Genomic DNA, 25,968 nt, shown 5'->3' with positions numbered 1-25,968 from the left:
GGGCTCAGGAATTGAGTGCGGATTGTCGCCGAATTGTTTTATGCCATCTTAAGGAGTGAGAGCCATGCAGCATTCTGCCTGTCACTCTGATGATCTCTGTTGCCTTTTGATGTCCGATCAGTAGACTCTCCGCTCCTTCAGCGAACAGCTGTAAGCTAATTTCATGACAGAGCCGTTTATGTCACAACTTGACTACCACATAGTTCACCGTATTCAGCACCAGATCGCCCGTTTGGGGAGCCGTATCGCGCTTCGCTATCATCATGATGGCCAGTGGCGGGACATCAGCTGGCAGACGCTGGGGGAGCAGATTCACCAGCTCTCACTGGCGTTGCTGGCTCAGGGCATCGGCGTTCAGGATAAAGTCGGGATTTTTTCGCCCAACATGGCCCGCTGGACGGTCGCCGATCTGTCGACCTTGTACCTGCGCGGGGTGACGGTGCCGATTTATCCGACCAGTACCGCTCAGCAAGCGGCTTATATCATCAATAACGCCGACATCAAGGTACTGTTCGTGGGCGAAGCCGCCCAACTGGATGCGGTATTGCAGATAGCGGCAGAGTGCCCGCAGCTGGAACGTATCGTGCTGATGGATGGGCACAGTGACCATACCGATCATGCTTTGGTGTGTGATTACCAGCAGTTTGTCGCCCAGGGTAGAAGCGGGGATGAAGAGGTGCTGCAGGCCCGTCTGGCAGATTGCCGGATGGATGATTTGCTGACGCTGATCTACACCTCTGGCACCACAGGTACGCCCAAAGGGGTGATGCTGGATTACGCCAATATTGCTGCGCAGCTGCAAGGCCATGATCAGAGACTGGCCCTGAGTGAAGGGGATGTTTCTTTGTGTTTCCTGCCATTGTCCCATGTGTTCGAACGCGCCTGGAGCTTCTATGTGTTGCACCGCGGTGGTATCAACTGTTATCTGACCGATACCAATGCCGTGCGTGAGGCGCTGGTGGAAGTGCGTCCGAATGTGATGTCAGCGGTGCCGCGTGTTTACGAGAAAATTTACGGTGCGGTGCAGGCCAAAGTGGCCAAAGCGCCTGTTCACCGCCGGGCGCTGTTTCACGCCGCGCTGGCCATTGGTCACCGTATGGCGGCATGCCGGCAGCAGAACCGGCGGCCGGCGGTCTGGTTAAACATCGCCCACAAAGCGGCAGACAAGCTGGTGCTGTCAAAGCTGCGTGATGTGCTGGGCGGACGCATTAAGTTCATGCCTTGCGGCGGCGCCAAGCTGGATGCCGGTATCGGACGTTTCTTTCATGCCATAGGCATCAACGTCAAGCTGGGCTACGGGATGACGGAAACCACGGCCACCGTCTCCTGCTGGGACGATATGGGTTTTAACGCCGATTCGATTGGTACCCTGATGCCAGGTGCGGAAGTGAAAATCGGTGAGAACAGTGAAATTCTGGTGCGCGGGCCCATGGTGATGCGCGGGTACTACAAGCTGGCGGAAGAAACCGCCGCGAACTTTACCCCGGACGGTTTCCTGAAAACCGGTGATGCCGGCGAATTCGATGCACAGGGGAATCTTTTCATCACCGACCGGATTAAGGAGCTGATGAAAACCTCAGGCGGTAAGTATATTGCGCCTCAGGTGATTGAAGGCGCGATCGGCAAGGATACGATGATCGAGCAAATCGCGGTGATTGCCGATGCCCGCAAGTTTGTTTCTGCCCTGGTGGTGCCTTGCTTCGACACCCTGGAAAATCACGCCCGCGAGTTGAATATCAAGTATCACAACCGTCTGGAGCTGCTCAGGCACAGCCAGATTATGGCCATGGTCGAGAAACGCATTGCCGAGTTGCAAAAAGATCTCGCCAAGTTTGAGCAGGTGAAAAAGTTTACGTTACTGCCCAAGGCATTCTCTATGAATGATGGAGAGCTGACACCGACGCAGAAGCTGCGCCGCAAGGTGATCCTTCAACGCTATCATCAGCAGATTGAAGCCATGTATCACGAGAACCCGCGCCAGGAGCCACCGAAGCGTTAAGCGGCTACAGTCCGAAATCCTTTCCGCAACCAGCGGCCTGCCGGCAGGCCGTTGTCTTACCTGTCATACTCTCGCCTGCCTTTTCATGATTTTCTGTCAGCATTCCTGCTTTGTAACGGATAGTGATGGGTGTATATGCTGATTTTTTAGTGTGATTTTGGTTCATTATCCCGCTCTGTGTTTATTCTCTGGCCGTTAATAAGGTTATTTATAGTCAGTACAGAAAATAACCATGAAATAGCTGTGGGGAATGGACGCCAGCGGTTAAAAAACGTTAAGGTGGCGACTGGGTTACTGCTGGTGGGAATGTCCATTGGCAGTCACATAGTACGAAAACACACTGGATTTCTTTAGGCTAAAGATAAGCCCTAACTATGTTATACCCGTCTGTACCACTGACACTGTTGGTCTGCTCCCTACCGCTGTCTTGCTGACGGCGACGAATGTTAAGCAAACCCGTTCGGTATGCTGGCGTAACCCGGTATGACTGCCCTTCTGCTGCTCCGGCACAGAAAGACAGCCCCAGCTCGCCATCATACCCGGCACACAAGGTCAGGTGCTCCGGTACAGACGCAGGTATACGCAACCTGGAGACAAGAATATGGAAATGTTGTCCGGCGCTGATATGATCGTCCGTTCGATGATCGACCAAGGCGTGAAGCATATCTTCGGTTACCCTGGCGGTTCTGTTCTGGATATTTATGATGCGCTGCATGAAAAGAGCGACATCGAGCACGTATTAGTGCGCCATGAGCAAGCAGCTGTTCACATGGCTGACGGCTATGCCCGCGCTACAGGTGACGTCGGCGTTGTACTGGTGACATCCGGTCCGGGTGCAACCAACGCCATCACAGGTATTGCCACCGCGTATATGGATTCAATCCCTATGGTGGTACTGTCCGGTCAGGTTATGAGCCACCTGATTGGTAACGATGCTTTCCAGGAATGCGACATGGTCGGTATTTCCCGTCCGGTTGTTAAACACAGTTTTCTGGTGCAGCGAACAGAAGATATTCCGGCCATCATCAAAAAAGCCTTTTACATCGCAGCCAGCGGCCGTCCCGGACCTGTGGTAGTTGATATCCCTAAAGACATGCTGGATCCGTCAAAAGCCTATCCGTACCAGTACCCGGAAGCGATCAGCATGCGGTCGTACAATCCCACCCTGCAGGGCCACAAAGGTCAGATCAAGCGTGGCGTGAAAGCCTTGCTGGCCGCTAAGAAGCCGGTGCTGTACGTGGGTGGCGGTGTCATCATGTCGAACAGTGAGCAGCAAGTGCTGGCACTGGCAGAAAGCCTGAATATTCCTGTGGTCAGTACCCTGATGGGGCTGGGCGCTTTCCCCGGCACGCACCATAACAGCGTGGGTATGCTGGGTATGCATGGTACCTATGAAGCGAATATGACCATGCACAATGCTGATCTGATTTTTGGTATCGGCGTCCGGTTTGATGACCGTACCACCAATAATCTGGAAAAATACTGTCCGAACGCCACCATCATGCATATTGATATCGACCCGTCGTCGATTTCGAAGACAGTTAAAGCCGACATTCCGATCGTCGGCTCGGCAGATGCGGTGCTCAACAGCATGCTGAAACTGCTGGAAGAGCAGCAGGACAGCAACGATAAAGCCGCGATGGATGAATGGTGGAGCGAAATAGAATCCTGGCGGGCACGCAAGTGTCTGAGCTACCAAACTGACAGTGATCGCATCAAGCCTCAGCAAGTCATTGAAACGGTTTATAAATTAACCAATGGCGATGCTTACGTGGCATCGGATGTGGGTCAGCACCAGATGTTTGCGGCCCTGTATTATCCGTTCGACAAGCCGCGGCGCTGGTTAAACTCCGGTGGTCTGGGCACCATGGGCTTTGGCCTGCCGGCGGCGATGGGCGTGAAGTTCGCCTTTCCTGATGCGGAAGTTCTCTGCGTGACCGGTGACGGCAGTATTCAGATGAATATCCAGGAATTGTCGACCGCCCTCCAGTACGACATTCCGGTGAAAATCATTAACCTGAATAACCGTTTTCTGGGCATGGTAAAACAATGGCAGGACATGATTTATCAGGGCCGCCACTCGCACTCCTACATGGATTCAGTGCCTGATTTTGCCGCTATTGCAGAAGCTTATGGCCATGTCGGTATCCGAATTTCGGATCCGGCGAAGCTGGAAAGTGAGCTGGAACGCGCTTTAGCAATGAAAGATAAGTTAGTCTTTGTCGATATCAGCGTGGATGAAACAGAGCACGTTTACCCAATGCTGATCCGAGGCGGATCCATGAGTGAAATGTGGCTGAGTAAAACGGAGAGAACCTAATGCGCAGGATTGTATCAGTATTATTAGAAAACGAACCAGGTGCACTTTCACGCGTGGTGGGGCTGTTCTCCCAGCGTGGTTACAACATTGAATCTTTGACTGTGGCACCGACGGATGACCCGACGTTGTCGCGGCTGAACATCACCACCAGTGTGGAAGATGCGGCGCTGGAGCAGATCGAGAAGCACTTGCACAAGCTGATCGATATTCTGAAAGTCAGTAATGTGACCGACTCTGAACATGTTGAGCGTGAACTGATGCTGGTGAAAGTTAAAGCCAGCGGTTATGCCCGTGCCGAAGTGAAGCGGACATCGGATATTTTCCGTGGTCAGATTGTGGATGTTACCAGCCAGATTTATACCGTTCAGCTGGCCGGCACCAGTGACAAACTGGATGCGTTTTTGGACGCGGTCAGCGAAGCGACTGAAATCATTGAAGTTGCCCGCAGCGGCGTGGTCGGCATTGCCCGCGGTGAGCGTTCACTGAAAGCCTGATCCTTCCAGCAAAATACCTTCCTTTTCAAGCCCGCCAGGCAATACCTGGCGGGCTTTTTCGTAGTGGCCTTTTTTGTCGACATTAGACTAAAGTCTAATAAGGAGTGCGGAGACATTTTCGGTTGACCGTGTGGCTGTGCCATTGGATTTCAGATGTTTTCTATCTGGCAGACAGCATGCGTGGAGGGCAGGTCGATGTTCAATACCGTTTTAGTTCGTTGTATGGCATTGTTGCTGTGTTGGCTCGGCTTTCACGTCAGTGCCTTGTATTTCCTGCTGGCTGTCTTGTTACTGAATACGCATCACAAGGAAATCTTTGGCTGGTGAACCTTTTGTCGGGTAACGCGAAACAGTCGGGCAGATAAACAAAACGGGAGCCGAAGCTCCCGTTTTCTATGCGCCTTGCTATATGCAGCAATTGCCGTAACGGCTGAAATTACAGTACGTGTACCGAGGCAGTGTTAGTCGTGCCTGAAGGTACCAGCGCACCAGAGACCATGACCACGATATCGCCTTTTGCACCCAGACCAGACTCCAGCGCCAGCGCTTTACCGCGTGCGTAGAAGGCATCAGTGCTTTCGATGGCATCGACAACCACTGGCGTGACGCCTTTAGTCAGGCACAGCTGAGCGGCGGTTTTGGTGTTAGTGGTGATAGCCAGAATGTTGGCCGTCGGGAAGTACTTACGCACAGAGCGGGCAGACTTACCGGCTTCGGTCGCTACAACAATCAGTGGCGCATTCAGTTTCTCGGATGTGTCTACCGCACCTTTACAGACGGCTTCAGTAATACGCAGGCGAGGGCTGTCCAGGCGCGCACTCAGTGACGCACGCATTGCTGAGTCGGTACGGGCACAGATTTGCGCCATGATGGTCACGGCTTCAATAGGGTATTTACCTTTCGCGGACTCACCAGACAACATCACGGCATCCGTACCGTCCATGATGGCGTTGGCAACGTCACCGGCTTCCGCACGGGTCGGACGCGGGTTCTTGATCATAGAATCCAGCATCTGAGTGGCAGTGATGACCACTTTACGGGCGCGGTTACATTTCTCGATCATCATCTTCTGTGCGAAGATCACTTCTTCAACCGGGATTTCGACACCCAGGTCGCCACGGGCAACCATGATGCCGTCAGAAGCTTCCAGAATCGCGTCGAAGTTATCAACACCTTCCTGGTTTTCGATTTTAGAGATGATCTGGATCTTCTCGCCGCCGTTGGCGTTCAGCAGTTCGCGGATTTCATTAACGTCTTCTGCTTTACGGATGAAAGAAGCGGCAACGAAGTCAACGCCTTGCTCACAACCGAATTTCAGGTCGGCTTTGTCTTTCTCAGCCAGTGCCGGCAGTTTGACAGACACGCCAGGCAGGTTCACACCTTTGTTTTCGCCCAGATCGCCGTTGTTCAGTACACGGCATTTCACTTCTGTGTCGGTCGTCGCCAGCACTTCCATTTCGATCAGGCCATCGTCAACCAGGATAGTGTCGCCTGCGCTCAGATCGTTGGCAAAACCAGGGTAAGTCACGGCCACGCGGTCTTGGTTACCGACAACTGTGATATCAGTGGTGAAAGTAAAGTCCTGACCAGCTGTCAGTGAAACGTCTGCGCCGCCTTCCAGTTTGATGGTGCGGATTTCAGGCCCTTTGGTATCCAGCAAAATGGCTACAGGTTGACCGGTTTGCGCCATGACTTCACGAACGTTCTGGATACGCTGACCGTGCTCGGCGAAATCGCCGTGCGAGAAGTTCAGACGCATAACGTTCATACCGGCGTTAACCAGTTTGGTCAGCATTTCAACAGATTCTGTCTTAGGACCAATCGTGCAGACGATTTTGGTTTTTTTCATTGAGAATATTCTCCGAGAACTTGAAGGAAACTTCTGGCGCTTTTATACCTCAAAGGGGTGATCTGTTGATGTTGAATCATAGCTACAAAATGAGATCATGATCGTGTTTTTATCAACAAAGTCCTGAAAGGTATCACTGAGCCATACAAATTGTTTGGCAACATTACTTGCTTTATAAAAGCAGTTGCATTGCTTTGATAAAGCTGACGAAAAGGCTTACAGACTGACTGAATCGTCGACACAAGGGCTGTGGAGATCCGCTGCCAGTGCCACAAAGTGGCTGAATTAACAAGGTCGTAAGTATAGCAGAGTTTCTTTTCCTTACCAGCATGTGAGTTGTGTCAACTTTTTGACCCGACCAGATATCTATGCGTCTGATTCCTCGATAAAAGCCACAGACGATAAGGCATTGACCTACTCATCAGCAGGATTGGGGGCTCACCCGGCCGAAAAAAGATTTTTATCAAATAACCAATTCTGTTGAAGAGAGATTGCTGTTTCATGACAGGCGCTGAATTTTATGAGGTTTTGGCCTGCTTACCATGCTGTGGAGCAAATATCTGCTGAAAAAGCGCCGCCAGAGCAACCCGTTAAACCACAGCCTGACAAAACCGTGAAAGCCGCTGAACCGACCGCGGCAGCACAACAGGCGGCGGCAACAGCGGCCAGTGCGCCAACAGGCGTGAAAGCCCAAGAGAAAGCCGAGGCGATCACAGCGCCTATGCATGGTCAGCTCAGGCGCTGGTTAAACGGGCCGAGCCTCTGCCCAGGCCGCCGTCCGGTATGGCGGGTGAGCGCTTGACCTTTACCGTCCCGATCAGCTTTCGGCGCTCAGGGTTAGACGGAGGGGCGATCGTTCGTGAAGTCTACAACCAGCCGCTCTCGCAATAGACGAGATGGGCTTTGGGCTCAGCTGACAGTACGATAGAACGGCCTTGTAAAGCCTGTTGATAGTGTTGCTGCCGCTGTTCGTCTTCAGGTTGCCATTGCTCGGGAAAATCTGACTGAAACTGTGCCAGAGTGGCAATTGCCCGGGCAGGCTGCCCCAGCTCGTAATGGGCCCGGGCGGTGTAAATTGCTTCAAGTCGGGTGATAGGCGTGACACTGCTCAATGCAATCACGGCAGCATAGTTGCCCTGTTCTAAATGAATCCGCATTTTGCTGTAGCGGATATAGCTCTGGGTCAGCGGGAGGTTCAGCGATTGTGCCAGGTGCCCGGCACGATCAAGATGTTCCATTGCCAACGATATCTGGTGTTGATCGGCTGCGATCCAGCCTTGAAATAAAGCGATATTGGCTTGCAAAAGAGGAGATACCCCTTTTGTCAGCAGTTGTGAAAAAGCTTTCTCAGCGCGTGCCAGTTGTTGGGGTTGTTGCCCGTGTTTGCCCAGCCACTGCAGATCCAACCCTTGATCCATGGTGGCAAAGGCCTGGTAGAACTCACTGTCGAGGAGCAAGCGTCGCGCACCGAGCTGTTCAGCCAAAGCCCTGGCTTCAGTGAAAAAAGTGTCCGCAGCTCGGCCCTGATGGGACTGCATTAAATAAAATCCCTGATAAATCAATGCCAGCGCCAGCTCATAAGGCTGGCCGAGATCACGGTACATTGCGATGGCTTCGCTCAAGGAAGATTCGCGGATCGGTGGCTCAATCTGATCATTTTGTGCGATGGCCAGTAATGTAGCAGCCTGACGTGGTTGATCAGCAAGCTGACGATAAAAATTCAGTGCCTTAAACAGGCGCTCTTTATTGGCCGCAAGGTCATTGTCTGGGCTTCTTTCCAGCCCGACACTGGCGGGACGGCCGAGGTAAAACTGTTGATCGGCATCCTGACGCAGTGCCTGTCCTTTTCCTAACAGTGCAGTGATGTGTTGCGTGATCTGGTTATGGGTTTCCCAGTCCATCTCATTCCACGCCAGCTGCGCCTGTAGCTGGTAAGCCATGATGCGCATCTGTGGATCATTCGACTGATCTGCGGCACGAACAGCCTCATCAGTCAAAGTGGCAGCATCCGAATCGCCCTGTCGGTAACTCAGTTCAGCCAGCCAGTAGCGCTGCGCCGCATACAAAGCCGGTTCCTTACGCACCAGTGCTTCCGGCAGAGCCTGAAGCCGAAGCGCTGCTTGCGGCCACTGCCCCAGCAGTACTTCCGTACCGGCCAGCTGGATCTGAGTCCACAGACTCTCTGGTTCCAGAATATGCGCCGCTTCGAAGTATTTCCTGGCCGCCTGAGCGCCTTGTGTTTGCAGCAATGATCGCCCTTGTGCCAGCGTCTGTACGGCAATCGCCGGAGCCTGTTGAGGTTCGGGCCGTATGTCGCCGGGGCTGAGCAGTCGGTTTAGCTGGTGACTGACTGAATGCATGGCTGATGCCAGTTGCGGATAGCTCATACTGCCTTGCTGAGTCCGGCCGTCCGCATAAATCACCTGAAATGTCAGCACCTGCTGCTTATTGTGCAGGCGGACGCTGGCAAACAATGCTGCCTCGTAGCCCCGCTGTTTGAGCAGCGTGCGTATCTGAGCCGGAAGTGCAGGCCAGCTGAGCTCCGCATCCAGAAGCCAGGCTTTAGCAAGGGCCGGCGGAATCACGCTCAGTGGTCCGTTTTGATTCAATTGCACTGACAGCATATCGGCCAGCCCGAGCTGAACCCAGTCGTACTCGGCTTTGCCTGTGTCATTGATCATGGGAAACACGACCAGCCCGGTGCTGCGATGGGCGTTGAGTGGCGGCGGGTTATGAGCCGTCAGAAATACCGGGCGTTGCATCAGCCACAATCCGGAAATGAGAACCAGTAAAGTGAACAGGCCTGAGAGCAGAACGGGTCTGGATATCTGGCGGGTTCGTTTTTCAGGCCGCGCTTCCTGTCGTGTGGGTGATGGTACGTCCTGACGCCTCGGTTCGCTGATTGGACAGATCCACTGATATCCCCGCTGAGGATAGGTCCGGATGAACTGCGGGTTCTGGGCACTGTCACCCAACGCTTTTCTCAGCTCACGAATACTTTGTGTGAGGGAATTTTCCCGGTATTCGCTGTGCTCCCAGAGAGCGTCCAACAGGGTGTCTTTGCTGATGAGCTGATCCGGATGGGTCAGTAAATAGGTCAGTAACTGTGACACTTTATGGCGCAGGTGGATGTCGGTTTGACCTGCGGACGTCTGCTGGCACAACTGTCCTGTTTCGGGATCAAACGTAAAGGCAGCAAACTGAAAGCAGGCCATAAATTGTCCGGTTGAGTGTTGATTTATGATGCTTCATTTTACGGACAAACAACTTGAAATCAATCTGATAGTGGAAAATGCTCAAGCTTTAAGTTATTGATTATTTTTGTTTTATATTGATTTCATTTAGATTTTACCGCCATTTTAGGCCGATTTGAGAACTCAAACTGAGTTGTTCGATATAACCGTTGCATCTTTATTAACAAAGGATGCGACCTCCTATGGAAACCGCTATTCAGACCGCGCTTTTCAATCAGCAATTCGGGTTGTGGATTGTTGGCGCAGTATTTCTTACCGGGCTGCTGACCAGCCTGACTCCTTGCGTTTATCCCATGCTGCCTATCACTGTCTCTGTGGTTGGCAGCCATGCCAAAGGACGTTGGCAGTCCTTCGGCCTTTCTGTGAGTTATGTGATTGGCCTTGCTGTGATTTACGCCTTGCTGGGGGTACTGGCGGCGACGACCGGGCAACTGTTTGGTGTTGTGGCCAGCCACCCGATCACCCTGATGCTGGTGGGGATGTTTTGTTTCGCCATGGCCGCCTGGATGCTCGGCTGGCTTCAGTTACCGGGCCTCTCGCTGGGTCTGCCTCTGCCTCAGTTTGTCCGTCAGCCCGTGATTGCCACATTTTTGGCCGGTGCCTGTTCAGGGCTGGTAATGGCGCCCTGTACTTCTCCGGTGTTGGGCATGCTGCTGATGTACGTCGCCTCCTCCGGTAATGCGTATTGGGCCGCTTTGCTGATGTTTGTGTTTGCGCTCGGAATGAGCGCGCTGCTGGTGCTGGCTGGCACTTTCGGTGGCCTGCTGACGTCGCTGCCGCGTTCTGGTCAGTGGATGAACCGGGTGAAATGGCTGATGGCCGCTCTGATGGCCGGCGCCGGGACCTTCTTTTTCTTTCAGGTAATGTAAACGGAGATGATATGAAAGCTTCTGTGTTAATCAACAAAGGGTGGCAAGTCATGGTACTGGCAGTTGCCGTGTCAATGTCTGCAGTCCAGGCCGCGGAGACGGATCAGACCGCACCGCTGTTTGAGGCTAAAACTCTGTCTGGCCAAGCATTCGATTTATCGGATTACCTTGGCAAACAACCTGTCTATCTCAAATTCTGGGCGACCTGGTGCAGCTTCTGCAAAGCTGAGATGCCGCATCTGAATGCCATTGAGCAGCAATTTGGTGATGAGATTAAAGTGATGTCGATCAATGTTGGTTTCAATGATTCGGTGGCAAATATTCAGCAGTTTTTCAGTCAGGAAGGGTATGACATTCCGACCATCTTTGATGCCAACGGGGAGATCACCCAGAAGTATCAGGTGGTGGGCACCCCGCACCATATTCTGATCGACAAAGACGGAAAAGTGGCCTACCGCACTTTTCTGGCCACTGACCAGCTGGATCAGATCATCGAGCAATGGGCTCAGGACTGAAGTGTTCTACGAACGAAAATGAGAGGATGAACGCATGAAACGATCGGGTTTTTTATACACATTTTCTGTGCTGGCCTGCCTGCTGACACCGGCGGTGACTCAGGCTGAATCAGGCGTGGCATTACTGGAGCGGCAACAAACCCTGTCCGGCCAGCCGATAGATTTGTCTGATGAGACACGAACCCATCTGGTGTTTCTGGATATCTGGACCAGCTATGCCGGTGGGGGGACGGAGGCTTTTGTTGAACAGCTGCCAGCATCATTCCGGCAATCGACACATCAAATCTGGATACAGCCGGAATTTAATGTGACGCGTGCGCAATTGCAGGAATTTCAGAGCTATTATCCGCAAGTCGCACCACTGGTGCTCGACCATCAGCAGGCGCTGCTCAAGCAGTTCGGCTTCTGGCAAACCCCGGCACATGTGCTGATTGAGCACGGAAAAGTCGTGTTTTCGGGCGGGAATGACGCCCTGCTGGCTTACCTGAATCCAGCGGCCAAGGCTGAAGCGCCCCCGGCGCGGGATGCAGAAACCTACGCCTGGAAAGCGGTCCAGCCGCCAACTGAATCAGAAAGTATGACGCGTAAACAGCCTGCGTCTTATGTGGTGCCGAAGATAGGTGCTGAAGCGCCCCGGTTTGAGCGCCAGACTTTATCTGATCAGACTGTGTCGCTGGCGGGATTGCTGGCGCAAAACAAAGGCAAGCAATCTGTGTCTCTGGTCTTTGTTGATGCCCTGTGCCCGATGCCGCACTTCCCGGATTGTGAGGACAAGCTGGCACAGTGGCAGCAGCAGGTCGAGTCGGATCAATCACGCCAGTGGGTTGGCGTGATCAGCGGATATTACATTGATGCCGGCATCGCAGCAGGCTTTGCGGAAAAATTTGGACTGACGGCCCCGCTGATCTTTGATACGGACAATGCACTGTACAAAGCGTATGGCGTACATGCCACGCCCTATCAGATCGATGTCGGGCCGCAAGGGCGCATTCAGTACCGCGGCGACCAGATACGTTGATCCCGGAGAGATTGTCCGTCATGGCTGGCTGTGGAACAGTGCAGCCAGGCGGGCAACCCGCGGTTCGATGTCTGCGGGAGCCACATTGCCAAAGCCGAGCACTGCTCCGTGCCAGTCTCTGGCCTGGTGCTGCTGGTGTTCGTAATAACTCAGCGGCCGCAGCACTATGCTGGCGGCCGCTGCTTGCTCCGCCCAGTCATGCTCATTGATCCCGCCCTGCCACCTGAGCGTAATGTGCAGTCCGGCAGGCTGGCTGATCACTTCAACCTGATCCCCGAAAAATCGGCTGATGGCATCCAGCATCAAGCGATGCTTTTCTTTGTACAGCCGACGCATTTTTCGGATATGGCGCAGCAGATCACCTTCCTGAATGAAATCGGCCAGTGCGGCCTGAGTGTGCGCCTGGGTGTCGCCGGTCAGGGCATCTTTGATCATCAGACAAGGTGATACCAGCGAGGGCGGCACCACCAGATAACCCAGCCGCAGGCTGTTGAACATCACCTTGCTGAATGAGCCGGCATAGAGTATCTGATCATCACAGCCCATCTGGCCGGCCAGCCCCTGCAGACTGGTATAAGGGCGGTGGGCAAACTGAAATTCACTGTCGTAGTCATCTTCGATGATCCAGCGCTTGCCCTGTACAGCCCACTTAATCAGCTTCAGTCTTTGTTCTGTGTTCAGAGTCGTGCCCATCGGGTACTGATTACTGGGGGTTAAGTAGAGTGCCTCTGACTCACAGGCCAGCACGGATTCTACATCCAGCCCCTGATATGCCCGCACAGGAAGCGGTTGTAAGTGATAACCCTGCCAGTTGATGATCTTGCGCATCTGGGTGTAGCCCGGCTGCTCCATCAGTATCCGATCACCCCGGTTGAGTGTCGCCAGCAGGGCAAGAGACAGCGCCTGCTGTGCTCCGCTGGTAATGATGATTCGATCGGGATCACAATGAACCGAGCGGCTGGAAGCCAGATAGTCAGACAGCGCCTGTCGCAGTACGGGTAACCCTTGCAAATCCTGGTTACCCATCAGTGATTGCCGACCAGCGTGGCGCTGCAATAAGATTTGCCATTTGGCCGCCGGAAATGCATCCAGATCCGGCACACCGGGCGCAAAAGGCGCATTCAGATGAAAGGTCTGCGCGGTGGCTGGCGGCTTGCTCTCGACTCGTGGTGATTGCGCCGTCAGATAGTGTTCCGGCAGCTCAACAGAGACGTAAAATCCCGAGCCCAACCGGCTTTCGATATAGCCTTCCGCGACCAGTTGCTCATAAGCCGCCGTGACGGTATTGCGGCTCAGGGATAATTCATCAGCCAGTTTGCGCGTTGACGGTAATTTCCCGCCCATTGGCCACAAATTACCGACAATCTTTTCACGGATCGCGTGAAAAAGTCGATCCTGGCGCGTACCCGAACCACCAGTGATCGAAAGATCGCCGGTTTCTATGAGTGTAGGAGTAATGTGAGGCATAACTGGACCTGTCATTTGGTTAAAACTGGCTATGAAAATCATACCGGTTTGCCGGTATCTTTTCATGGTTATTTGAGTTGCAGTGGAATCAGGGACAGCTATGTTATCGACCAGCAAGAGAACCGACATTAAGAAAGGAGCCCACAAGGCGGTGTTTGAACAGGAAGCCTTGTATCAGATCATCGATGAAAGCCTGGTGGCGCATGTGGCGATACAGGAAGAACAGGGGCCAGTGGTGATCCCTATGCTGGCGTGGCGGGTGGGGGATTTTGTCTATATTCATGGCGCCAACAACAGCCGTTTGCTGCGCAAGCTCAGGCAGGAGGTGCAAACCTGTTTAACCTTCACCCTGTTTGATGGCTGGGTGCTGGCGCGGTCGGCGTTTAATCACAGCGCCCATTACCGCTCGGCTGTGGTGTTCGGCCAGTTTGAGGTGATTGAGGATAACGCTGAAAAAGACAGGGTGCTGAACCATTTTGTTGAGCAGATCGCCCCCGGACGGACGCAGGACATCCGGCTGAGTAATAGCAAGGAACTGGCAGCGACGACTGTGCTGCGGATGCCGCTTAACGAGGCCTCGGTGAAAATCAGCAATAAAGAAGTGGGCGACGATCCGGCGGATCTGGATTTGCCGGTCTGGGCGGGTTTTATCCCGTATCGTACTGTGGTTGGCCCGCTCAAAGCGACGGCGGGTTTGCACGAAGCGATCCCGACGCCGGATTACCGCGCGGCCTACGGGAAGCGCTGGGAAAATTAAGCTAAGCCGCCCTCGCAGCGAGAGGGCGGCTTTGATTACTCTTTCGCCTGTTGCTGATCGTCGTTTTCCTCTTCTTCCATGTTCCACGGCAGGATGCCGGGCGACACATGCAAGAAGTGCAGGTAGTTTTCGAACTGATCCAGAATGTCGGAAATAATGTCCTGCTGCTCATAGCCGTAAACATCGTAGGCCCGGCCACCGCGGCGCAGGAAGACTTCCGCCCGGTAATAATGCTCCGGATCTTCCGGGTTATGATCAGTTTCAGGGAAGGCAAAATCAGGCATAAGGTAGCCCCGCAGTCTGACTTCGTACAGAAATTCCAGTTTGCCTTCCTGATAGACCTCGAATTTGGCTCTGCCTTGATCTTCATCGTAAATCACTTCGGCCACCCAGCCCTGCTGCTCAAGCTCCTGCTCTACTTTCTCCATGCTTGGGTAGACTGTCTTCTGAATAAAGCCTGAGACTTCTTGGCGTCCGGGGAAATCGACAATATTGGCCAGACGTTTTTTCCAGTATCCCGGTCCGGTTTTCCCGCCACTCTGTCGCGAGCGGGATTGCACGTGCTGCTCCAGACTCTGGCTGTGGTGGCTTTCAATCACCAGCGCCCGCCACATGCCAACTGCCGCGATCAGCATGATGATTGCAAAGGGCAGCGCACTGACAATCGATGCTGTTTGCAGAGCACCAAGGCCGCCGGCCAGCAGCAGTACAGCGGCGACCAGCCCTTCCATCGAAGCCCAGAATACCCGTTGCCAGGCCGGTGTATGGGCAACGCCGCCAGAGGCCAGCGAGTCGATAACCAGCGAGCCGGAGTCTGACGAGGTGACGAAGAAAGTGATGATCAGCAGGACAGTAATAAAGGACACGATCGAAGTCAGTGGTAGCTGTTCCAGCAATTTAAACAGCGCAATGGCCTGATCAGCCTGCACGTCTTCAATTAGCTGGGTGTAGCCATCGACCATGATCATATGAAGCGCGGTATCGCCGAATACCGAGAACCACAGAAAAGTGAAAATGGTTGGGACAACCATCACCCCGACCACGAACTGGCGAATGGTGCGGCCGCGGCTGATTTTCGCCACGAACAAGCCGACGAAAGGCGCCCAGGCAATAGTCCAGCCGAAGATAAATAATGTCCAGTTACCAATCCAGTCGCTGGCGGTATAAGCCTGTAAATTAAATGTACGCTCGACAATATTACTCAGGTAACTGCCGGTGTTTTGCATGAAAGTATTGAGGATGAAGATGGTAGGTCCGACGGCAAACACAAACAACATTAACGATATCGCCAGTACCATATTCAGGATCGACAGGCGCTTAACCCCTTTGTCCATGCCGGCGACCACAGAGAAAATCGCCAGTGCGGTGATCACCACAATCGCAATGATTTGTACTGTGGTATTCACAGGTATCGATGGCCAGAGATAATTCAGCCCGGCATTGATCTGTGCCACCGACAAGCCCAGCGTGGTCGCAATCCCGAACAGGGTGCCGAGGATGGCAAAGATATCCACGGTATGGCCAATCGGGCCGTGGATTTTTTCGCCGATGAGCGGATACAGCGTCGAACGCATCGATAGCGGCAGGCCATGACGAAAGGCGAAATAGGCCAGTGTCAGCCCGACCAGGCCGTAAATGGCCCAGATGTGAAACCCCCAGTGGAAAAAGGCAATTTGCATTGCCTGCCTGGCGGCATCCACTGTCATGGCCGGACCATCAGGCGGCGAGGCATAGTGCAGCACAGGCTCGGCGACGCCAAAGAACAGCAGGGCAATCCCGTAACCGGCCGAGAACAGCATGGCAAACCAGGCCGGAAAACTGTATTCCGGCTCGGCGTGGTCCGGACCGAGCTTGATCTCTCCCCATTTAGTCAGTGCGACGGCGACGACAAAAAACAGAAAGATGGCGACGGACAGCATATAGAACCAGCCAAAGCTCTGGGTAACGTAACTGAGGGTTTCCGAGAAAACTTTTCCGGCCAGAGTCGGATTACTGATGGTGCCTATCACCATGAGTAAGATGACCGCCACGGCGGGGATAAAGACGGGGATCAGGATTGTTGAACTGCGCTGCGTTTTTTCTTCTGACGGCTTATCTGCTGACATAGTCTCGCTCCACGATTCAAACCTTGCTCCCAAGTATGGCATACGCAACGGCATGCTTCAGAGTGAATTGTCCTGTTCAGACAAGACATTACCCGGCGGGTCCGATAATGAGACGGCTGCTGATTTAATCTGAGTGGAAAACATCCGCATTATGAGAGTAGTGCCTGACATTCGGGTGACCTCAAGGTACCGGCACCTGCACGGGCGAGTTTGAGATCATCCGGGTAGACCGATTTGGCTTTGGATCTTGAAGAGAGTACCGGATGCAAGAAAATAATATCGCGAACAATGATTTTTTATGGTCTAAGATCAAAAGCTTACTGGGAATGACTATTGCAACCATAGGTTGCTTTTTCTTTTGCCTGCAGGCATACCAGAACTTTTTAGCCTCCTTTCAATATACGTCAACCAGCACCAGCTACACCTATATTGCTATCTCTATCGGCTCGGGCCTGATCGCTATTCCCTTCTTTCTGGGCGCAGTGAAATCTTTGCTGGCTTTTCTGGGTCAGCGATAACAAAGGTTTGTGAAGCACCGCTAAACGCTGTTCCCAGTCCGTTCAGATCATGGCGGACTGGGATTTTTGAACTCTTGTCTTTTATCTGTCATCCAGTGTGTAACGACAGCGGCTTTTTCGTCTAACCCTCAAATAAACAACACACTTCTCACTCGCCAAGCACAAAAACGTCATCATGATGTGTAATACATCCGCTCACCCAGCCGGGCAGGCTTAAAGCCCGTATTGACCCCAAATCGCGTTCAACCTCTTGCTATGGCACATGTTCAATAATGTGTTCAAAGTATGCTCACACCACATACCTTTCACAAATGGGACATAACACAAGTTTTGAATAAATTTGTTGTCGTTATTTTATGTGTTTATGTCATTCCTTATCTACGCTTTCAATGCTCGTTTCAAATGTTCACATTTTTGTCATAACGCTGTGTAACGGCGCATAAGAACACAACAAAAGATGGAAAGATGATTATGGATAAAAAGCACTTGGCAATTGCAGTGGCAGCTGCATTTTATGGATCTCAGGCAGTCGCGGTTGAGTTATACAACGAAGGTGATACTACGCTCTCCATAGGTGGTCATGTTTCTGTGGGTCTTGGCGGCTCTGAAGAGGGCGAAACGGAAGTGAAGCAAGTGTCGCCGCGTATCAACATTAATGCGGCACAAGATATCGGGAACGGTTTTACCGCCGATGCAAAAGGCGAATGGGCGCTGAACTATCTGGAAGGCGGCGAAGAGACGTTCTCCACCCGTCTGGGTTACATTGGTGTCTCACACAATGCTTATGGCCGCGGCGTGGTGGGCACGCAATGGTCACCTTACTATGATGGTGCAGGGATCGCCGATTTGCCTATCGCGTTTGCGAACGACTTCCTGTATGACGATCAAGGCCCGCTGGGTACGGCACGTGCCGAGCGTATGATCTCCTACCGCAATAGCCTCAGCTTAAATGATGCCGGCGATCTGTTGTTTGGTCTGGGCTGGCAGGGGGCAACAACGGGTGAGGAATTGGCAGGTACGGCAGCAGACTATGATGACCGCTTCCAGATTGCACTGAACTACTCGATCATGGGCTTCGGCCTGAACTATGCCTTCAACACCGGTGATGTTCAGATACCAAATACAACATTTGATGAAACCGCGCTTTCACACATGTTCAGTGCCAATTACGGCACCTATGGTGACGGCCTGTACGTGGCGGTTGTGTATGCGATGAACGAATACATGAACCGTGGTCTCGAAGAGTCAGTGGCGATTGAAGGCCTGCTGGCCTATGCCCTGCCAAGCAGCCTGAACCTGAGCGTGAACTACGAATCTGTTGAAGATGACAAGAACAGCAACACCATCTTCAGCCAGATGGCGCTGCAGGCAGAATATAACTTCACACCAACTTTCGTCGGCTTCGGTGGTTACCAGTTTGATCTGGGTAACGATATCAATGTTCCTGAAGATGATATGTGGATTATCGGTATGCGTTACTACCTGTAATCAATACCGAAATACCATTCAATATGGCGCTGCGGGGGCAACCTGCAGCGCTTTTTTGTGATTCAATGTGGCGCTTCGCTGCTAGCTTGTTCTTCAATACTAAGCCATTTCAAAGTGCTGGCTTAAAACCGCCCGGCCTTTTTCTGCCACTGTGACTTCTCTGTATCCCGGTACGTGTTCTCAGCGTGGTATAGAAATCCGTTATGTGTCAGATTTCTCTGAACTTATGGCGTCTTGTTGAGGGGATATACTGGCTTCTGTTGCTTCCTGCTTCTCTAACTTGATCCAAAAAACAAACAGTTCATACCAGATAGCCAGAATGACTGCGCCGAGGAACAGGCCGGTCATGCCGTAATACATCATGCCGCCAATTGCACCTATCAGTATGATGGGCATAGGTACAGCTACCCCGCGGCCCATCAACATAGGTTTGAGCACGTTGTCAGACAGCGAACCGATACCGACCCAGACGGTAAACAGTGTTGCTGTGGTGGCGTCCTGGGTCAGGTACATGTAAATGATCACGGGCAGAACGGCTATCAGAGCCGGCAACTGGGCGATACATAAAATGATCAGGAGTAACGTCAGCAGGCCAGCCGCCGGGACGCCAAAAACAAAGAAGCCGGCACCAATCAGTAGCGCCTGAATGGCTGCCACACCAACAACCCCAAGTAAGACGCTTTTGATCGTTGCGGCAATCAGTGAAGTCCAATGCCTGGCGTTAGTACCTGCTGCGCGCACTGCAATGGTCTTTAACGAGGCGGTAATTTTTTCTGAGTAAGTCATAAAACCGGCAGCGATAGCCAGCGATAGGATGAATATCAGCATGTCGCCCAACGCACCGCCCAGCACACCAATTAAAGCGGACAGTGCAGACTTGATTTCCGGCAGGAAGGTTTGAATGGCTTTTTCCAGATTACTGGCGAACATACTCCACATGTCGAACAGCTTATCGCCGATAACCGGAATATCCGCAATCCTGCTGTCTGGCCCCGGAAGAGTCACCTGACCCTGTTGCAGCGTCTCCAGTATCTGGATTGATGCGTGGTAGACGGAAACCGAGATCATCACTAACGGCGTCACTAATAGCACAATACCTAACAGGGCAACGGTTGTGGCCGCTAATCCGCGGCGATTGCCATACCAGCGCTGGATTCTCAACGTCAGTGGCATCAGAGCGACAGCGATAATGGCCCCCCAGATCACAGGAATGATAAATGGCCTGATGATGTCGTACGTGAACATCAGTAGTACCAGCAGTAAGCCGATACGGATCGCGGATTCCACCATATTGCCGATGAAAACTTTGTTTTGATGCTGTTCTGGTTGCTTATCCATGTTGCTTCCTGATTTTCAATGTTAGCGCTGATAGGGCTGGAAACTATGTTGCCTACAGAGGCCGTAATGTTTCATGCTCACGGCTGTGTTATCAGAAACCGATATCAGCACATATCAAATGCAGGCTCAGGCAGATGATAAACGTCAGTACTGGAAACGGTATTAGTTCAGACTAGATCTGATACTTTAATTTGAAAAGAAGAGAGAATTTTAAAAGAAGAAAGTTGGAGACTGCACGGTAATCTGCGTGTTTAGTTTAGAACGTTAGCCAAGCCAAAATACTGGCTGAAAGCCGCCTGGCCTTTTGCTGTCACTGTGACTTCCCTGTATCCCGGCACTTTTTCTATCCATCCTTGCTGCTCAAAGCACTGAAAAAGTGCCGCCCCGGCATGGCCGCCAAGGTGAAATTTTCGCTCACTCCAGTCTAAACATGCACAGCACTTTTTACGTTTGGTCTTTGCATCGAGCATGACACCTAATTGACTGAACTGCGCCTTACCTAAAGGAGTTAACGCATTTCCGTCGCTGGTAATCCATGCATTCGCGAAAAGGTAATCGTAAATACCGACGGCGATTTCGCCTGCCAGATGGTCGTAGCAGGTTCGTGCCCGTTGTAATTCGGCCGGCACCCGTGTTTTTGGTGGCTGCATCGCGCTAAACGAAACTCCCATCATATTTTCAAGCAGGGCGGCAATACTGGCACTGTAGAGACGAAAATACCGGTGACGCCCTTGCGATAAACAAGTGACGAGATTGGCTTTCAGCAATCGGGACAGATGCGCGCTGGTGGTTGACGGTGCGATATCAGACACAGCGCTTAATTCAGTGGCTGTCCAGGCGCGGCCATCCATCAGCGCACAAAGAATTTTCATGCGTGACGCATCAGACATAGCAGCCGCAAGGGCTGCCATAGATAACTCCTGCTGAAATTCTTCCTGTTCCTGCGGGACTTGCGGGTGAGGCTTCACAATCAGACCATCCAGTGTCGGGTTACTGTTTCTGCAACCTTATAGTCATCAGTGATGAGGATCAAACGGTTTGCGTGGTCGCTGTATTGGGTGATGATGTTGACGCCATTATCCGCCAGCACTCTGGCAATAGCGCCTAATTCGCCCGGCTGTTCCTGCCTGAGTTTCCGAATCAGCGGCCTGCAGATATCTATGACATCAAAACCCTGTTCGATGAGTACCGCTCTGGCTTTTTCGCCATCTTCCACCAAAAAGTGGGCGTGACTTTGCTGGTTGACGGAAAAGACGCCGCCACCTTCCAAGCCAATGTGATTTGATCCGAGTGTTTCGCCTAACCGCGCAAGCTCTCCCGGCAGATTCTTCAAAACGACATGAATGTCATACATAGCGATAGCTTCCTTGCTTACTGGGATGATGAATATTCTCTGATCAGGCTGAGTACCTGAATGCGATAAAAAGAGAAAATGGACTCCTTTCCTTCCTGTTGTGCCGATCGGTGCAGCATGTTGTGCTTCCATTGCAAAATGGCCTCCTCGTTCTCCCACCATGACAGCGAGAGAAATTTTTCTGGATGGGTCAGGCTTTGAAAGCGCTCAACAGAAATAAACCCCTCAGCATGGCTCAGCAGCGGCTTCAACTGTTCAGCCAGCTCGAAGTAGCGAGCCTGCTTTTCAGGCACGGCTGTCGCTTCAAAAAGAACCGCGATCATTGTCTTATCCTTCTGAATGTCAGTGTGTTTGGCTCAATATAGCGAGGTGAAAAAAGGATACTTCGATGATGGGCGAAATGTGGTGTTTACTCGGTAGTGTGCTGGGGAAAGGGCAATGTCAGTAGCTTGGTGGTGTGTTCTGCAAACGAGAAGCGCAGGTGTTCCAGCCAAACTATCAGGTTTCATTCGATATTTATACAGCGTCTTAAAACGCAGCTTAAGACCGAAAGAGAACCGGAACGCGATAACGGCAGGTAGATCTATCGCTCATCCTAAGAAGGTATGTGATCGAATCAAGAAAGCTGCTGGGATTACAGACAACTTCCGAATTCATGATTTAACGCATAGCTTTGCATTGATACTGCTCAACTCAGGGAATGTAACGCTCTATGATGTTAGGGCATCACTCTCCGCAGACCAGTACGAGGTATGCTCATTTGGCTTCTAGCCGGTTGAGGGAGGTGAGCATTAGTGTGACTGAGTTGGTTTATGATGTAGTTACCCTGAGAAGTAGTTGTTTTAGAAAGTTTTCTAGAACCATGGAGACCTTAGTTTCAATGCTTTCTTTTAGGATTGATTTGGATGCCAAAATGAGCTAACTTGAAGAGGCTCTTTAGCGTAATTTGGATTAAGTTTATGATTTAATCTAGTTTGGCGTTGCGCCAAACTCTAATTTATTGAGTGGTTTTGCAGCTGCGGAACGTCATTTCCGAACTGCAATAGTTACTCATTTTTCGCAACGATTGCAGATCGGAAATGCCGCTCCGCGTCTTTAAGTAAAGAGCTATCGTGATACAGGGAAACCTGTATCACACTTATTTTTCAAAGTAAGCAACTATATCAATGAAGCTTCCAGTCCTCAGCCGCATACCACCTGAAGTTTTTCCTAGTGAATTTAGCCATTATTTGGCTAAGAAACCTTCGGGTCACTATAAAGTTTATAAGATTCCAAAACGAACATTTGGCTTTAGAGTGATAGCACAACCTACGCCTGAGTTAAAACGCATTCAGAGAGCTATAGTTGAACAGATGAAGCCTTACGTGCAGGTTCATAGTTCAGCTAAAGCTTATGTAGAAGGGATCAACATTAAAGATAATGCGAGTGTACATGTTAAGTCCAGCTATTTGCTAAAATTGGATTTGGAAAACTTCTTTAATAGTCTAACACCATTTATGTTTCTGAGTGCTCTTAACTATCAGGAGATAGAGTTGATTAATAAAGATGTTGAGCCGTTGATGGAATTACTATTCTGGAACAGGACTAAAAAGAAAAATCCTAACCTCGTACTTAGCGTGGGAGCTCCTTCTTCACCTTTTCTATCGAACTTTATCATGTATGAGTTTGACAAAGTAGTTACAAGCCACTGCACTAAGTTACATATTAACTATTCCAGATATGCTGATGATTTGACGTTTTCCACTTCAGAGAAGAATGTATTATTTACTATCCCTAAGTTTATAGAAAGTACTTTACGTGATTTGTTTGATAGAAAAATAAAACTAAATCACGCTAAGTCATTTTTTTCTTCCAAGGCTCACAATCGTCACGTTACTGGAATAACATTATCTAATAATAATAAATTATCTCTTGGCCGGGATAGAAAAAGATATATTCGAGCTTTATTGCATAAGTTTTCTATACAATCACTTGAAAATGAAGAGGATATAAATCATTTAAAAGGGCTTGTTGGCTTTGCTAAAATGGTAGAACCAAGTTTTTTAGATAAAATGAAAATTCGATATGGTGAAAAAGTTTTTATTGATTTATTCAGATGCGGTGGTGGTAATTAGATGGAAGAAAAAGTTAGTAAAATAATTCGACGTTTGATGTCTAGATCTGATAAAGGTGATTTCTCCGCATCTTTCCAACTAGCACAATCTTATGATGAAGGCTTTAGTGTAGAAAGAGATAAAGAAAAGTCACAACACTACTTAACCGTTTGCGCTAATCAACTGAAAGACAATAAATTTCGAATAAAATCAATCAAGCTGAACAACTATAAAGGATTCGATTTTTTAGATTTGACTTTTTCCACTGAAAGCTCCACTACTGTGCTAGTGGGAAATAATGGCTGTGGTAAGTCAACTGTACTAGAAGCCATTAAAAAATGTTTAACTCATCTCAATTCTAGGTTAGGAACAAAATCAACAAATGGTGATCTGATAGATGAAATTGAAATAAAGAATGGTGAAGATTTCTCGAGTATTAGTACGGAATTCGAAATAGAAAATCAAGTCGTCAATATGGAATTGATGCAGAAGAGTTCTTTGAGTTCAAAAAGAGTTCGAGGCAGTTACACGCAGATCAACGATATATGTCAAATTTTACGGCAAGCAAATGAGTCTGATCCCCAACTATCACTACCCCTATTCTGCTCATATACAGTGGAAAGAGCAAATGATGTTACAACCAAAGACATAGAAGAATCTGACGAAATTAAAGATGAACATGTATGGAATAAAGCTAAGGCATACAGTAAAAGTTTATCTGGTAAAGCAGATTTTAAGCTGTTTTTTAGGTGGTTCAAGGAATTAATTGAAAGTGATAACGAAATTTCAAGTAACACCGATGAGCTAAGAATAAAGATTCAAGCTAAAGAGGCAGAGATAAATAGCCCACTATTGAAGGAGCTAATCACTAAGCATCCTGAGTTGGAGCACCTTTTAGATTCTCACAAAAAAGAATTGGCAAACTATAAGAAACAATTAAATACTATATACTCTATAGATGAGAAATCATTAGATATTGTCAAGGGTGCTATATATAAGTTTCTGCCAGGTTTTAGTAACTTGAAACTCCAGAGAAAACCTCTAGACTTAACGCTTGATAAGAATGGAACTCAACTAAGTGTATTGCAACTTTCCCAAGGGGAAAAAACCATATTGGCCTTAGTTGCAGATATTGCGAGAAGACTTACTTTACTTAACCCTAAATCGTTATCACCTTTAGAGGGATCAGGAATCGTTCTGATAGACGAAGTAGATCTGCATTTACACCCTTCTTGGCAACAGAAAATTATTAAAAGGCTTGAGTCTACTTTTCCAAACATTCAGTTTGTAGTAACAACCCACAGTCCACAAGTCTGCCATACTGTCGATAGTTCATCTATCTGGCTGTTAAAGGATGGAAAAAAGTATCGAGCTCCCAAAGGCACTAGGGGGGCAGTGTCATCTTGGGTATTAAAGAACTTATTTGAGGTTGAGGTACGCCCACCAGAAGATGAAATAACAAAAAATCTAGAGCGTTATAGAGAGCTTGTTTATGATGACAAGTATGACTCTGAGGATGCTTTAGAATTGAGAAAACAACTCTCTCGCCATTTTGGTTCTGCATATGAGGACTTAGTCCAATTAGACTTATATATAGATAATCGTAAGTGGGAGAAAGAGTATGAGGAAGATTAATAAGTCTCAAGCTCCTAATGAGCTTACTATTTATGCGATATGTAATCCTGATGATACTTGGGATAACTTTCGAAGTAATAATGGTAGAGATGCAAAAAAAATAAAAAAGAAAATTTTTGAAGAGCAGCATTATATTTGCGCGTACTGTGAAATTGACCTATCTGAAAATAATACTCATGAGCACCATCGAAGAGTTGAACACTTCAATTCTAAATCTGGGTGGGTTGTAGGAGAAACACAGCCAAATTGGCACCTAGATTGGAATAATGTTATTGGAGTGTGTATTGGTGGAACTGATAGAAATAACATCGAACAATTCGTTATGCCAGACAATAAGTCATGCGACTCATATAAAGAGCACCTCGAAACTAATCATAGCGAAAGTAAAAAGTGGCTAGGGAAAATTGTATCTCCCTTAGAAGATAATTTGAGTAGTGATATGTTTAACTATTCTCTAGCCACTGGAAAGCTTGAAGTTAATGTAGATGCTGCAAATTTAGAAGCATTCGAGCACAATAATTTCGAAACAAGCTCAGAACTTCTTGAGTCTACTCTCGAAAAGCTTAATTTGAATTGTGATCGACTAAATCTTGTAAGAAGAGAAGTCCATATTAGTTTTGAGAAGTTGATAGCGTCCTTCAGAAAGTCTAAAGATATGAAGAAATTCAAGTTTATGCTGCGTAAATGGGCGGGTGAAGATGCCCCTCTTTACTTTCAAACAACAAGAGATATCTTGGTCAGAGAGAATCGTATTGCCCAAAAAGCTCTGGAAGAGGAGCTACCTCCACACTGAAATTCTAGATCGCTGGGTCGGTCACACCAGACAGGCCCAGTCACTACCTCCCAGCCCTTACACTGCCTGACTCTCAACCCATAATTTTTCCACTGATTTGCT

At 50.0% G+C, this 25,968-nt stretch carries 22 protein-coding genes and 1 pseudogene; 14 read left to right on the top strand and 9 right to left on the bottom strand.

Translation table 11 applies throughout. From position 1 onward, the window contains the following. Positions 1–178: 178 nt before the first annotated feature. Positions 179–1,999: a long-chain fatty acid--CoA ligase gene (locus tag KCG43_RS04435; protein ID WP_218383552.1), complete on the top strand. Its 1,821-nt coding sequence runs from the start codon at positions 179–181 to the stop codon at positions 1,997–1,999. A 355-nt stretch (positions 2,000–2,354) separates the two neighbouring features. Here the strand turns inward: KCG43_RS04435 and KCG43_RS04430 are convergent, their stop codons facing one another. Then, positions 2,355–2,585 (bottom strand): hypothetical protein, encoded by a 231-nt coding sequence (locus KCG43_RS04430; protein WP_218383550.1) that lies wholly within the window; start codon positions 2,583–2,585, stop codon positions 2,355–2,357. Between the two features lie 15 nt (positions 2,586–2,600). On the opposite strand from KCG43_RS04430, the gene KCG43_RS04425 reads away from it, so the two are divergent. After that, positions 2,601–4,319, top strand: a complete 1,719-nt coding sequence (locus KCG43_RS04425) for an acetolactate synthase 3 large subunit (protein ID WP_192015433.1) — start codon at positions 2,601–2,603, stop codon at positions 4,317–4,319. After that, positions 4,319–4,813, top strand: a complete 495-nt coding sequence (gene ilvN, locus KCG43_RS04420) for an acetolactate synthase small subunit (RefSeq protein ID WP_027251784.1) — start codon at positions 4,319–4,321, stop codon at positions 4,811–4,813. Before KCG43_RS04425 ends, ilvN begins: the two co-directional genes overlap by 1 nt. 436 nt (positions 4,814–5,249) lie before the next feature. On the opposite strand, the gene pykF is transcribed toward ilvN, so the two are convergent. After that, positions 5,250–6,662, bottom strand: a complete 1,413-nt coding sequence (pykF, locus tag KCG43_RS04415) for a pyruvate kinase PykF (RefSeq protein ID WP_192015434.1) — start codon at positions 6,660–6,662, stop codon at positions 5,250–5,252. Positions 6,663–7,182: 520 nt separating this feature from the next. Between pykF and KCG43_RS04410 the strand changes: the two genes are divergently transcribed. Beyond that, on the top strand, positions 7,183–7,464 hold the full coding sequence (locus KCG43_RS04410) for a hypothetical protein (protein WP_218383548.1): 282 nt from the start codon (positions 7,183–7,185) through the stop codon (positions 7,462–7,464). A 64-nt stretch (positions 7,465–7,528) separates the two neighbouring features. Here KCG43_RS04410 and KCG43_RS04405 read toward each other — a convergent pair whose 3' ends face one another. Further along, positions 7,529–9,877, bottom strand: a complete 2,349-nt coding sequence (locus tag KCG43_RS04405; protein ID WP_218383546.1) for a winged helix-turn-helix domain-containing protein — start codon at positions 9,875–9,877, stop codon at positions 7,529–7,531. A gap of 221 nt (positions 9,878–10,098) precedes the next feature. On the opposite strand from KCG43_RS04405, the gene KCG43_RS04400 reads away from it, so the two are divergent. The 3 genes from KCG43_RS04400 to KCG43_RS04390 are packed head-to-tail and all read left to right on the top strand — an operon-like array spanning position 10,099 to position 12,318. Beyond that, positions 10,099–10,785 (top strand): cytochrome c biogenesis protein CcdA, encoded by a 687-nt coding sequence (locus KCG43_RS04400; protein WP_218383543.1) that lies wholly within the window; start codon positions 10,099–10,101, stop codon positions 10,783–10,785. 11 nt (positions 10,786–10,796) lie between these two features. Next, positions 10,797–11,300, top strand: a complete 504-nt coding sequence (locus KCG43_RS04395) for a TlpA disulfide reductase family protein (RefSeq protein ID WP_218383541.1) — start codon at positions 10,797–10,799, stop codon at positions 11,298–11,300. Positions 11,301–11,334: 34 nt separating this feature from the next. After that, the gene (locus KCG43_RS04390) at positions 11,335–12,318 is read left to right on the top strand and encodes a peroxiredoxin (RefSeq protein ID WP_218383538.1); all 984 of its coding nucleotides are present in this window, start codon (positions 11,335–11,337) and stop codon (positions 12,316–12,318) included. 18 nt (positions 12,319–12,336) lie between these two features. Here KCG43_RS04390 and KCG43_RS04385 read toward each other — a convergent pair whose 3' ends face one another. Next, complete coding sequence (locus KCG43_RS04385) at positions 12,337–13,785, bottom strand: PLP-dependent aminotransferase family protein (protein WP_218383534.1); 1,449 nt, start codon at positions 13,783–13,785, stop codon at positions 12,337–12,339. Positions 13,786–13,885: 100 nt separating this feature from the next. Between KCG43_RS04385 and KCG43_RS04380 the strand changes: the two genes are divergently transcribed. Then, positions 13,886–14,542, top strand: coding sequence for a pyridoxamine 5'-phosphate oxidase family protein (locus KCG43_RS04380; protein ID WP_218383532.1), 657 nt, complete (start codon positions 13,886–13,888; stop codon positions 14,540–14,542). A gap of 35 nt (positions 14,543–14,577) precedes the next feature. On the opposite strand, the gene KCG43_RS04375 is transcribed toward KCG43_RS04380, so the two are convergent. Further along, positions 14,578–16,647, bottom strand: coding sequence for a BCCT family transporter (locus tag KCG43_RS04375; RefSeq protein ID WP_218383530.1), 2,070 nt, complete (start codon positions 16,645–16,647; stop codon positions 14,578–14,580). A 263-nt stretch (positions 16,648–16,910) separates the two neighbouring features. On the opposite strand from KCG43_RS04375, the gene KCG43_RS04370 reads away from it, so the two are divergent. Together KCG43_RS04370 and KCG43_RS04365 are read left to right on the top strand one after the other, a co-directional pair. Further along, the gene (locus KCG43_RS04370; RefSeq protein ID WP_192015443.1) at positions 16,911–17,165 is read left to right on the top strand and encodes a hypothetical protein; all 255 of its coding nucleotides are present in this window, start codon (positions 16,911–16,913) and stop codon (positions 17,163–17,165) included. 471 nt (positions 17,166–17,636) lie between these two features. Further along, complete coding sequence (locus KCG43_RS04365; protein ID WP_218383527.1) at positions 17,637–18,653, top strand: porin; 1,017 nt, start codon at positions 17,637–17,639, stop codon at positions 18,651–18,653. A 201-nt stretch (positions 18,654–18,854) separates the two neighbouring features. Here the strand turns inward: KCG43_RS04365 and KCG43_RS04360 are convergent, their stop codons facing one another. From KCG43_RS04360 to KCG43_RS04345, 4 genes are all read right to left on the bottom strand, one after another. Next, entirely contained in the window at positions 18,855–19,991 is a 1,137-nt protein-coding gene (locus tag KCG43_RS04360; RefSeq protein WP_218383526.1) for an AI-2E family transporter, read from the bottom strand. Between the two features lie 251 nt (positions 19,992–20,242). After that, complete coding sequence (locus tag KCG43_RS04355; protein ID WP_218383525.1) at positions 20,243–20,902, bottom strand: helix-turn-helix transcriptional regulator; 660 nt, start codon at positions 20,900–20,902, stop codon at positions 20,243–20,245. Between the two features lie 59 nt (positions 20,903–20,961). Next, complete coding sequence (locus tag KCG43_RS04350) at positions 20,962–21,345, bottom strand: amino acid-binding protein (protein ID WP_218383524.1); 384 nt, start codon at positions 21,343–21,345, stop codon at positions 20,962–20,964. Positions 21,346–21,362: 17 nt separating this feature from the next. Further along, positions 21,363–21,668: an antibiotic biosynthesis monooxygenase gene (locus tag KCG43_RS04345; protein WP_161459848.1), complete on the bottom strand. Its 306-nt coding sequence runs from the start codon at positions 21,666–21,668 to the stop codon at positions 21,363–21,365. Positions 21,669–21,921: 253 nt separating this feature from the next. On the opposite strand from KCG43_RS04345, the pseudogene KCG43_RS21375 reads away from it, so the two are divergent. From KCG43_RS21375 to ptuB, 4 genes and pseudogenes are all read left to right on the top strand, one after another. Continuing rightward, positions 21,922–22,165: pseudogene (locus KCG43_RS21375) on the top strand (tyrosine-type recombinase/integrase); the annotation flags it as partial. Positions 22,166–22,511: 346 nt separating this feature from the next. Beyond that, on the top strand, positions 22,512–23,459 hold the full coding sequence (locus tag KCG43_RS04340) for a retron St85 family RNA-directed DNA polymerase (RefSeq protein ID WP_218383523.1): 948 nt from the start codon (positions 22,512–22,514) through the stop codon (positions 23,457–23,459). Further along, entirely contained in the window at positions 23,460–25,073 is a 1,614-nt protein-coding gene (gene ptuA / locus KCG43_RS04335; protein ID WP_218383521.1) for a retron Ec78 anti-phage system effector ATPase PtuA, read from the top strand. Beyond that, a complete protein-coding gene (ptuB, locus tag KCG43_RS04330) occupies positions 25,060–25,866 on the top strand; it encodes a retron Ec78 anti-phage system effector HNH endonuclease PtuB (protein ID WP_218383519.1) in 807 nt (268 codons plus the stop codon). The genes ptuA and ptuB overlap by 14 nt, the downstream gene beginning before the upstream one ends. The last annotated feature ends 102 nt before the right edge of the window (positions 25,867–25,968 follow it).

This window comes from Photobacterium sp. WH24 (assembly GCF_019204055.1).
In the GTDB taxonomy this organism is placed as follows: Bacteria; Pseudomonadota; Gammaproteobacteria; order Enterobacterales; family Vibrionaceae; genus Photobacterium; species Photobacterium arenosum.
Note: the sequence above shows the minus strand (reverse complement) of the source record. Positions and strands in the feature narration are given on the sequence as shown.